The sequence below is a fragment of the Okeania sp. genome (assembly GCF_983059655.1).
Genome location: NZ_CEZPJD010000252.1, coordinates 1 through 9,914 on the forward strand (window position 1 = coordinate 1; position 9,914 = coordinate 9,914).

The following is a 9,914-nucleotide window of genomic DNA, read 5'->3' on the forward strand; positions in this document are numbered from 1 at the left end:
ATAGGGGTAATTATCCATTCTTCACTCCTATGAGTCCACCAATTTTGTGGATCGATTCCTACAATTTCATCCCAATCTAATTTTCGTTCGGGGGGTTTAGCTTGTTTAACTTTATCGAGTAAATTTTTCTGTAAGTCTGCGTTAGGAATACTATCAGGTTTAAATTCAAGTTGACAAGACTTTGCTGTATTCAATTGTTTATTGAGATCGATATAAAAGGCATTTTCAAAGCCATTCATATCAATATCTCTTGGTAGATCGATATCTTGATTATAATGAATGAATAAATATTTTCCTGCTTCAGGTCCACTGCCACCAATTTTTTGTAATTCTTCAATATCTCGGCGATCGTATCGTTTAGGAAAGTCCGCCACAAAAATACCTTCAAATCTTTGATTTACTCGAATATCTGGGGGGAGTAAATGTAAAGCTGGAGACTGGGAATCTAAATAATTTTTTTTTACATCACCAATATCTTCCGTCACTTTTAACAAATCTCGATGAACTTCACCACTATTTTCTCTAATTAAGGTTTCAGGAAGGGAACGACGCATTAAAAATGCACCCCCAGTATTAAAAGGATCGCAGAATGTATAACTAATTTGATAAGGAAGTAAAATAGCAGTACGAATGACTAGAGATTGCAGTAATTCTAAGCCTGTATCACGAGTGTTATTATTACAACGAATAATAATAGTTTTATTTTCACCCACAAAGGGAACAAATTCAGGAATAAAAAACTGTTCAGGAATAAAAAAATGATTGTTAGTTGGTCTTTTTTCAATAAATTGACCAACACGAATTAATTGGACATGATCTAATGTTCCTAATGAGTTATCAGGAATTGCCCAATTTTGCCAACGAGAATCTCGCCAACTTCCTGTCGTTTCTACTGGTTGCTGTTGTAAATAGGTTTGGGTTGATTGATAGTTATCTTCGAGAAATTTGCCAAAATAATCAGGTAATTTTTCGCTGTTTAATTTACCATGATTAAACAGAGAAGCACAGGTTGCCAGATAACCTGATATCTGTTCACGACTTTTTTCAATTTCGTTTTTTAAGTCTTCAATTTGTTCTTTCCAAAACATTAGTTAATAATCTCCTTACTTAGAAAGTTTAATAACAACTTTTTGAGTATTTAATTGATACAGTTGAGAAGAATTAGAATTATTAGAGGATTTATTACTCATCAAACTGACTAAAATTACTAGCAAAACAAAACCTCCTACACAGAGTCCAATAATGAGGATATTAGCTTGATTTTTTAAAGATTCTATCTGCCTTTCATAGGTCTCTATCGTAGCTTTTTCTTTTTTAATTTTACCCTCTGTTTGAGAGAGTTTATCAAGACAAGCTTGAACTTCATCAGGGGGTAATTGATTAGGAGTTAAAGGAGAAATAGTCGTAACTTGTCCGCTCTTCTTAGAATAGCTAGAAAAGCGTTGAGTTAAATCTTTTTGATTAGACATTGCATAGTCATACTGTTGCCAAATTTTATCTCGTTTAGCAATCATACGAGAAATTGAATCTTGAACATTTTTCATGTTTAAACCTTTTGAGTATTGTTAATCAATCAACGGTAACTGTTTACCCTCCCCCATTATTAATTATATCCGGCATCTTGTGATACAACTATACTACAAAAGTATTTTGAACAAAGAAGAAGGTTCTGTCACACAAAGAATGTACAATTATGTCAACTTTTGTCAATTTTTTTTACTTCAGTAGTTATCCCCAAAAAATTATCTAATTTCTAGATAAAGTTTTTTACCTACCTCTCGCGCATATCTTTCCAGAATAGAAATACTAACATCAGAACTATTATTTTCTATTTGGAAAATAGTTGACTTATTCCAATTCAACCGACTGGCTAACTCTTCTATTGTCATTCCAGTTTCTTCTCTTGCTTGTGCTAGAATCACCCCTATTTTAAAACTGGCATATCCCGACTCAAATTCTTCAGTAAATTCAGGATCTATTTGCTTCCGTTTCTTAATATACTTCTTGACATCACTCATCATTTTGCTTATTACTTAAATAATCTTGTTTTCGCCTTTCAGCTAACTCAATTTCTCCAACTGGTGTTTATCGTAAGCGATCACATCCCGCATATTTTCTCAAGTCATAAAAAGTCAATCACCTACAACAGTTTTTAGGTCAGTGAACCACATTTAAAAAGACTACAAACTTATAGGGACGTTGCATGCAACGTCCCTACATTGTGGTTAATTAATATTACTTGCTCTTAGTCACTAACTTTCAGACACAGTTTCAGCTTCAGCTTCCACCTCCTGAGACTGCTCCATCACTGCTAACGTTTTCTCCTTGTCTAACTTCAACACCAAAATACCCAAAGGAGGCAAACATAAATCCAAAGACTGTTGATAATTATGGAAGTACCAATCATCAGTCCACTTACCACCCAAATTACCCATATTGCTGCCACCATAATTACCAGCATCACTATTAAATATTTCAGTATAGAATCCTGGTTCAGGTACACCGATGCGATAGTGACTATGAGGTTGAGGAGTAAAGTTGCAAACCGCTACCACAAATTCTTTCCCATCTTTAGCGCGACGAATAAACGACACCACACTATGATTATTATCACTACAATCTATCCACTGGAAACCTTCCTCAGTACAATCTTGTTCATACAAAGCAGGTTGAGAACGATAGAGGTGATTCACATCTCGGAAAAATCGCTTCATTCCTTGGTGAGCATCATGTTGGAGCAAATGCCATTCTAAATCGCCCCAAACATCCCATTCACCCCATTGAGGAAATTCCATCCCCATAAACATTGTTTTCTTACCAGGGTGAGTAAACATATAAGCAAATAATGCCCGAACATTAGCAAACTTCTGCCAATCATCTCCAGGCATCTTACCCAACATATTACTCTTGCAATGTACGACCTCATCGTGAGACAGAGCTAACATATAGTTCTCACTGTGGTGATACCAAATGCTGAAAGTAACATTATTCTGGTGGAACTGTCGGAACCAAGGGTCCATTTCAAAATAGTCCAGCATATCGTGCATCCAACCCATGTTCCACTTGAGGTTGAAGCCCAAACCACCAACATAAGTAGGCCAAGTTACCATTGGCCAGGCAGTAGATTCTTCTGCAATGCAGAGAGTACCAGGATAGTAACCAAAAATCAAATGATTAACCTGACGGAGGAAATCAGCAGCTTCGATATATTCCACACCTCCGTATTGGTTAGCAACCCATTCACCATCAGGTCTCATATAGTTGTGGTAGACCATAGAAGCAACCGCATCTACCCTAAAACCATCAATGTGATATTTTTCAAACCAGAAAAGGGCATTTGAAACTAGGAAGTTACGAACTTCATTACGACCATAGTCAAATACTAAAGTACCCCATTGCTTATGTTCGCCTTTGCGGGGGTCTGGATGTTCATAGAGGTGAGTCCCATCAAAGAAAGCCAAACCATGTCCATCTTTTGGAAAATGTCCCGGTACCCAGTCTACAATTACCCCAATATCATTTTCATGGCATTTATCTACAAAGTACATGAAATCTTCAGCATTACCGTAGCGAGAGGTAGGGGCAAAAAATCCTGTAACCTGATAACCCCAAGAACCATCAAAAGGATGTTCTGCTACAGGTAACATTTCAATATGGGTATAGCCTAAATCTTTAACGTAGGAAACCAGACGATCTGCTAATTCTCGGTAGGTAAGAAAACGTGCATCTGGTCTGAGTTCCGAGACTTGAACTACAGCTTCAGTTTCCCCATTAGGCAGTTTAGCAGGTTCAGCAGCAGAGGCATGAATCCAAGAACCCAGGTGGCATTCATAGACGGAAATAGGTTGAGTGAGAGGTTCGGTATGGCGACGTTTCTCCATCCATTCTTGGTCGTTCCAAGTATATGAGTCTAGGTCAACAACAATGGAAGCTGTTTTGGGCCTTACTTCTTGTTGATATCCATAAGGGTCACTTTTTTCGTAGATATGTCCTTCCCAGTTTTTGACCTCATATTTGTAGTGTTCTCCAGGGCCAATATCAGGAATGAATAATTCCCAGATACCTGTGTGGCCTTTCCGCATTTGGTGTTTACGACCATCCCAATAGTTGAAGTTTCCTAAAATTGAAACGTTACGAGCATTAGGTGCCCAAACAGCAAAATAGACTCCTTTGACTCCGTTAATTTCTGTAAGATGTGCCCCTAGTTTTTCGTAGATGCGGTGATGATTTCCTTCTCCAAATAGTTGAAGGTCAAAGTCTGTGAGTTTTGGAGAACGGAAGGCGTAGGGGTCGTTGATGACTCGTTCATGTTCTCCTTCTTTGATTTTAAGTTGATAGTTGGCCAGTTCTGGAGCTTCTATTACACATTCAAAGAAATGTGGATTGTGGACTGACTGCATTGGGTATTCTTTCCAGTCTACTGGTGAAATAACTGAGACAGCTTCAGCACTTGGTTGGTAGGCTCGGATTACTGTTACAGTTTTGCCATCTTGTTCTGTCTGATGGGCACCGAGGACTTGGAAGGGGTCGTGGTGATGGTTCCAAACTATTTGGTTAACTTGGTCTACAGAAATTGTCATGTTTGTCAATATAATTTTGTTAACAATTAATTAGGAAGGCTCCAGGATGGGGAAAGATATGCTATTCAACGGTTGATTAGCAGAGATTCTCCAAATATTGAGCGTACACAGCTAATGTCTAAGGGTTAAACAATAATTCAACTTTCACCTTTTTACCATGACCAGTGCCTCTGACACTCTCAATAGTTATAAAAGAAAGTTTTTTGTTTGACACAATTAGTATTAAGTATACAAATTATTAATACAAAATTAAGAATTAAGTAACGCTATCGTAAGCATTTCCTGCGGAATGCTGCGCAAACAGCTATTAGCTTTCAGCTCTCAGTAAAAGAAGGGGATTTTAATGAAAATAGACTGTTTCAGCCAGTTTTGATAATAAGTATAAATTATGACTTAATTAGTAAAGCTTTTAGTTTGAGATAAAAGCAATAACTGTTAAGGCAGTTCTTCCACAGGAGTCTTGCTGATAACGCAGTTCCTCTGTAAGAGGCTAGCTGACTGCTGTTTGCGCAGCATTACCGAGGAAATGCTTACAGGCTATCTATTACTTATAATTTTGGATTTCAGCCTACTCTTAGAGCTAAAGATTAGTGCAGAATGGCGGAAATAACTGACCAGTTACAAAATCCTAAAAGCCTTACCAATCAATATTTCTGACTTCTGACTTCTGACTTCTGACTTCCGCGTAGCGGCATTAGGGTGTAAATTAATCAAATTTAATTGTGAGGCAGACTATAATTCATATACTTTTTTAATTTTTACCACAACAGTATTATAAGTAAGTTAGTTAAAACAATTAAGACTTATAAAAGCATAGTTTTTTCTAATACTTTTCCTGATGTTTGTGCAGCATTTAAAATGAAACTAAAAAAGAGTTATTAGGCTAAAAAACTGTTTTGGACAAGCAGCTATTATATCTATAGTTGTGGTGGCATAATTATTGAAAAATTCAAAGAATATATTGAGTAGCACGAAAGCCCTAATTAATTTTTTTGCTAGTTGGGATTCATTATGAAACCTTTCATCAGGATTTTATGACAAATGCGATTGGCTAGTAAACAAAGTCAATTTGATGGAAAATTATATCTACATCAGGATAGATACTTTGCAGATTGATTACAATTGGGAAATTCTTAACTAAGATTAAAATTAATTTGTTGTATGGCGATTCAAAATAAATTACGACCAATTAAATAAGAATTAAACTACTATATTAATATAGTCATTTAAGAGTTTTAAATTAATTTTTTTTTCATATATAATTTAACTTATCTGATGATAATAGACCATGTTTTTAACTATTGTAAAGGTAAGAAATACAACTAAAATTATCAAGCAAATAGTTAAAAGTTGATAGGTATAAAAAAATTCACTTAAAATTTGAATGGTAAATTAAAACATATACTCAAGATTAGATACTGTTGTATTTTGTAGTTTTCTAAATTTAGATGTCAGTATAGGTAAATTATATGGTTGCACTTAGAAGTACATTTTTGGCCCCAAACAATAAGTCCCCAAAAAAGAATTTGTCCGTCGTCTCAAAAAAATCAGCTCGCCGACAAAAACTAACAGATGAAAAAAATTTATCTGATGGTAACTATATTTCAGAAAATAGTAGGGACTCACAAACAATTCAAGAACAGAATTTGGCTCAAGTCATTTCTTTGCCTAAGTCCAAACCACTCTGGTTAAAATCTTTGATGGCAACACAACTAACTTCATCCATGGTCACTGTATTATTAGCGAGTACCAGTGTGGCAATTTATGGCTGGACAATTTATGGTCAGTCAAAATGGACAACAGAATATCAAGAATTACAAAAGCTTAGACAAAAAGAACAGCAGATAAGTGTGGCTAATGAATTATTGAAAAATCAAATAGCCGAACAAGCTTCAACTTCTGATACTGATTTAGTTTCACCAAACTCTGTCAAGCGGATATTTTTAGATCCAGCACCTCCACGTCCTGCTCCTAATCCTCCTCAACCTTATCTAGAATCTACTTCTGGTCATAAATATCTCCTCAAAACACCAGTGGGATATTGAGGTAGCAGTCAGCACTCAGCTATCAGCAGTCAGCTTTTAAAGATGTATAATGGGGGATTCAAACCCCCGTTAACACTTACCACTAATTTTTTCAAATCAAATATAGTGGGGGACTTAAGCCCTCGAATTTTTAGCTGACAGCTAAATGCTGTTTGCGGAGCATGACTATCACGAAAAGCTGATAGCTAGTTAAATCCCCTTCTAAACATTTACTGCTGAGTGCTTCTTTAAATATAACTTAGTGCTTATTATTTTCTGCTTACTTATTATTAATAAATAACTCAAATGGCTGCCTCTGATTATCCTTCAAATACTCAACTTCGTCGTAAGTCTTTCAAAAACAAACAAACAGAAAAATCTAGTTCTAAATTCAAAACTCAAAATCCCCAAAGTGAAACAGATTCTGTTAAAAATACTCATCCAAAACCAGAAAAATGTCAACAATCTAGACTTTACCTAGTCTGGATACTTTTAATGCTTGGCTTATTAGGATTAATAATGAACCTCTTCTATATACAAGTATTGCGAGGCAAAGCATTACAAAAACAAGCAAAATACCAGCAAACTGAAGAATCAAGTCCTTTCGTTCCTAGACGTCCAATAGTTGATAGAAATGGCAATACTTTAGCAATTGATAAAATCGCATATACCCTCTATGCTCACCCCAAAATTTTTAATCGTTCAAAACAAGAAGTTGCTTATGAATTATCAACTATTTTAGAAGGAGCAAATTTGGAGAAAACTCTAACTTCAAATGACCTACTCCAAATGTTCAATGAAAGAGAAACAGGTGTAAAAGTTGCTGACTTCATACCTCAAGAAGCAACAGATAAAATTACTAATTTATTTGTTGATGGCTTAGAGTTAATTCAACATCCACAACGCGTTTATCCTCAAAAAGAGTTAGCTGCTGAAATAGTAGGATATGTAGACGGAGAAAGTATAGGTCAAGCTGGGATTGAATATAGCCAACAAAATCTTTTAGAGCGCTCTGTGCCAAAAATCCAATTTCGGCGCTTAATCAAAGGTGCTTTGGTACCGGACGAACTAACTACAGGCTTTCTACAGTTAGATGACCTTTCTTTGCATCTAACTATTGACTCTCGCTTGCAACGAGCAACACGAACAATACTAAAAAAACAATTAGAAGAGTATCAGGCCAAGCGAGGTACTGTCATAGTGATGGATGCTAATGATGGTTCTATTTTATCTCTAGTATCAGAACCTTCTTATGACCCGAATCAATACTATAACTATGACGTAACACTATTCAAAAATTGGGCTGTAACAGATGTTTATGAGCCAGGTTCTACTTTTAAACCAATCAATGTGGCCTTAGCTTTAGAAGTGGCAGCAATTGAGGAAGATAGTGTATTTTACGACACAGGTAGAATAGTTATCGGAAATTGGCCTATATTTAACTCTGGTGGTGGCGGTGGGGCACGCACTGTGACTGAGATTATTCAACACTCCAGTAATGTAGGTATGGTGAAAATTGTTGAACAAATGCCCCGAGCTGTTTTCTATGATGGCCTTAAACGCTTAGGATTAGGAGATACTACTGGTGCAGACCTTCCTTTTGAAGCACCGAGTATTTTAAAGGACCGCAACCAATTTTTAATGGTACCAGTGGAAGCTGCTACTACTGCTTTTGGTCAGGGATTTTCTCTTACTCCTCTACAATTAGCACAGCTTAATGCAGCTTTAGCAAATGGGGGTAAATTAGTGACACCTCATGTGATGCGTGGTTTGTTTGATAGTAAAGGACAACCATATTGGCAGTTGTCTTTGCGAAGTCCTAGACAGGTTTTTTCTTCTGATACTACGACAAAAGTATTGGCAATGATGGAAAGGGTGGTTGAAAGTGGTACTGGTAAAAGAGCTAAAATTCGTGGATATAGAATTGCGGGTAAAACTGGTACGGCTCAAAAAGCTTCTGAAACTGGGGGTTATTCTAAGAAGGCTAAAATTACGAGTTTTGTGGGTATTTTACCAATGGAGTCTCCCCGTTATGTGGTTTTGGCGGTTATTGATGAACCTATTAAGGGTAGTGGGGGAAGGGTGGCAGCTCCTATTGTTAAGTCGGTTATTAAATCTTTGATTAATATTGAGCAAATTCCTCCTTCTGATGTCAGGTCTCGTTCAACAATTGATAATTAGGGTTTGCTGAAAAAGTCTTTTTTAAGGAGTAGGGGAGCGGGGGAGTAGGGGAGTAGGGGAGTAATTTTTTTTGCCCAACTATGCGCCAGAAATGCTAACTTTTTGAGCATGAAGAGTTGAAAACCAGGTACTTTTTCAAGACCATTAAAGGCTAAAACCTTTATCTGTAAATGCTTTAAGATTTAATCAGCTAGCCCTAAATACCTACCAAGTTACTACTTTTTATGTTACAAATTGAAGTGCGGAATGTGAGTACTAAATAGAGTTGTTGGGAAATAAGGATTGAACAATGCTCAAAAGCTTACCGTATAAGGTTTTCATGATTTCATGGCTTAAAACGCTATAAACATTGACTAATAAGGGTTTGAGCTATTTTTTGAGCTTAATTCCCAACAACTCTATTAAACTGGCTAGAAGATGAAAAAGTTTCCAACTAATCCGCATTAAACCCAGCGGGGGGGGTAGGCTAGGTATTATTGGTTATAGGCTAATAATCACCCAAATAGTTTCCAACTAATCCGCATTAAACCCAGCGGGGGGGATTGTAGTTTTTAACTGCAATGTTACATATATCTGAGGTTTCCAACTAATCCGCATTAAACCCAGCGGGGGGGAACTATATCGAGGTGTTACCAGCAACGTTATGCTGAACTGTTTCCAACTAATCCGCATTAAACCCAGCGGGGGGGCCAAACACTTGAACGAGATACATTACTGTTTGTTTCCAACTAATCCGCATTAAACCCAGCGGGGGGGAAAATCTGCCCGAAATGAAGTATCCGACTAGTATGATGTTTCCAACTAATCCGCATTAAACCCAGCGGGGGGGAATGTCACAACAACAAAAACCCGCGACACAAGTAAAGGTTTCCAACTAATCCGCATTAAACCCAGCGGGGGGGGCACAAACTACTGAAAATGAATCAGAATCAGAAGAAGTAGACGTTTCCAACTAATCCGCATTAAACCCAGCGGGGGGGTTAGCATTGATGACCCAAACACCGCTGAAGCATCGGCATGTTTCCAACTAATCCGCATTAAACCCAGCGGGGGGGTAGATGAGTACTTGGTAAGTCCGGTATATCCGGACTTGTTTCCAACTAATCCGCATTAAACCCAGCGGGGGGGA

At 37.1% G+C, this 9,914-nt stretch carries 6 protein-coding genes and 1 CRISPR repeat array; of the genes, 2 read left to right on the forward strand and 4 right to left on the reverse strand.

Translation table 11 applies throughout. The features are described from left to right. The 4 genes from AC3DU7_RS15425 to glgB all read right to left on the reverse strand — a co-directional run. On the reverse strand, positions 1 to 1,088 hold a 1,088-nt coding region (locus AC3DU7_RS15425), incomplete at its 3' end, for a hypothetical protein (protein WP_488040215.1). A 15-nt stretch (positions 1,089 to 1,103) separates the two neighbouring features. Next, positions 1,104 to 1,544, reverse strand: coding sequence for a hypothetical protein (locus AC3DU7_RS15430; RefSeq protein ID WP_488040216.1), 441 nt, complete (start codon positions 1,542 to 1,544; stop codon positions 1,104 to 1,106). A gap of 198 nt (positions 1,545 to 1,742) precedes the next feature. Continuing rightward, positions 1,743 to 2,021 carry a helix-turn-helix domain-containing protein gene (locus AC3DU7_RS15435; protein WP_488040217.1) on the reverse strand — a complete coding sequence of 93 codons (279 nt, stop codon included), beginning with the start codon at positions 2,019 to 2,021 and terminating at the stop codon, positions 1,743 to 1,745. 231 nt (positions 2,022 to 2,252) lie between these two features. Then, entirely contained in the window at positions 2,253 to 4,580 is a 2,328-nt protein-coding gene (gene glgB / locus AC3DU7_RS15440; protein ID WP_488040220.1) for a 1,4-alpha-glucan branching enzyme, read from the reverse strand. Positions 4,581 to 6,049: 1,469 nt separating this feature from the next. On the opposite strand from glgB, the gene AC3DU7_RS15445 reads away from it, so the two are divergent. Next, positions 6,050 to 6,625, forward strand: coding sequence for a hypothetical protein (locus AC3DU7_RS15445; protein WP_488040218.1), 576 nt, complete (start codon positions 6,050 to 6,052; stop codon positions 6,623 to 6,625). Between the two features lie 285 nt (positions 6,626 to 6,910). After that, positions 6,911 to 8,785 carry a peptidoglycan D,D-transpeptidase FtsI family protein gene (locus AC3DU7_RS15450; RefSeq protein WP_488040219.1) on the forward strand — a complete coding sequence of 625 codons (1,875 nt, stop codon included), beginning with the start codon at positions 6,911 to 6,913 and terminating at the stop codon, positions 8,783 to 8,785. 425 nt (positions 8,786 to 9,210) lie between these two features. Continuing rightward, a CRISPR array of direct repeats spans positions 9,211 to 9,913; the repeat unit is 36 nt; unit sequence GTTTCCAACTAATCCGCATTAAACCCAGCGGGGGGG. The last annotated feature ends 1 nt before the right edge of the window (position 9,914 follow it).